This is a genomic window from Microcoleus sp. B3-D7, from assembly GCF_036705305.1.
In the GTDB taxonomy this organism is placed as follows: Bacteria; Cyanobacteriota; Cyanobacteriia; order Cyanobacteriales; family Microcoleaceae; genus Microcoleus.
In genome coordinates this window covers 1-1,151 of sequence record NZ_JAUBUE010000136.1, presented here as the reverse complement: position 1 = coordinate 1,151, position 1,151 = coordinate 1, and the positions used below count along the sequence as shown (strand labels likewise).

1 protein-coding gene and 1 pseudogene are annotated in these 1,151 nt (G+C 40.9%); both read right to left on the bottom strand.

Features of this window, described 5'->3' with window-relative positions; genetic code table 11:
• Positions 1-56: 56 nt before the first annotated feature.
• Positions 57-347: a hypothetical protein gene (locus QUB25_RS29680; protein WP_333189064.1), complete on the bottom strand. Its 291-nt coding sequence runs from the start codon at positions 345-347 to the stop codon at positions 57-59.
• 452 nt (positions 348-799) lie between these two features.
• Positions 800-1,045, bottom strand: a pseudogene (locus QUB25_RS29675) (transposase); the annotation flags it as partial.
• Positions 1,046-1,151: the final 106 nt, after the last annotated feature.

Below are 1,151 nucleotides of genomic sequence, written 5' to 3'. Positions count from 1 at the left end.
TGGCGTATTGTGAGTCGTTTGGGTACATCCTATTTGAGGTTTTTTGTCAACCTCTTTTACTGGACTGGCGCTCTAGGTTCGGAACGATCGGCTCGCATCGTGAGTAAATTAGTTGCCACCTGCTCCAACAGCAATTGATGGCATTGTCGCTGTTGGTGTTTTCCTGTAGGTGCCAACAACGTCAATAACTGATTAAACTGCTGTCGAGTTGATTGGGAGGAGAGTTGAAAAGCTGTATGTTCTGACCAAGATACGGCTTGCCACATAATGGTACGTAATAAAGTGTAAGCCAATAAGTGTGTCCAGATATCCTTTCTAACCATTGCCGGAGTTTTAGCTGTTAACATCTCCATTTTCAAAGTTGTTTTAAGATGCCGGAGACTAACTTCAGCAGCAGACCAGCGCCGTCCAAATAACTGAGTTAATTGTTGAACAGTGTAGCCCTGGGCATCCAGTAACGTTATGACTACAATAATACGCTCTTGTCGAAAGCCACGGCGTTGAATTCGCCAGCAGACTTCCCGAACAATGAAATTAGATGGTGTAATTCCTCAAATTCCTCATTACTCATATGTTTGGGACACTGTTGGGGCTTATTCCAGACTCCTTGATGGTCGCCAATCCCCAACTTCTTACCCCGCCCTTAAGTCGGTTTTACGGAGATCATTTTTCCGAAAAACAGCGTCTGCTCCCTGATGTTTTACCAAAACTAAATCGACATAATTGCCGTAAGCTCGATCAGCTAATATTACATCGGAGGGAACTAAGGAATGAAAAATAACTATAGCGTTTACTATAGTCAGGAGCTACAGTAGCAACAATGAGCAAACCAGTTATGAATATCTTTTTTAGTAACTTGTAGCATAGCATCTGTAATTGCATCAATTAAGTCTAAATAATTTCTGGTTTTAAGTTTTCTTAACAGAGATTTAACTTTTGACCAAAAATTTTCTATCTGGGAAAAGTCGGGAGAGTAAGGAGATAAATAAATTAACTTTGCTCTTGCCTGTTCGATAAATTCTTTCACCATTTCTCCGCAATGAATTATAGACAGACCCAAAAGTTGTCAGGGAGAAAAACGCTGAAGACTGCAGAGAATTAAGTCATCATCCTTACCATGTAGAAAGAGAGGTCAAGCCCTCGGTCTATTA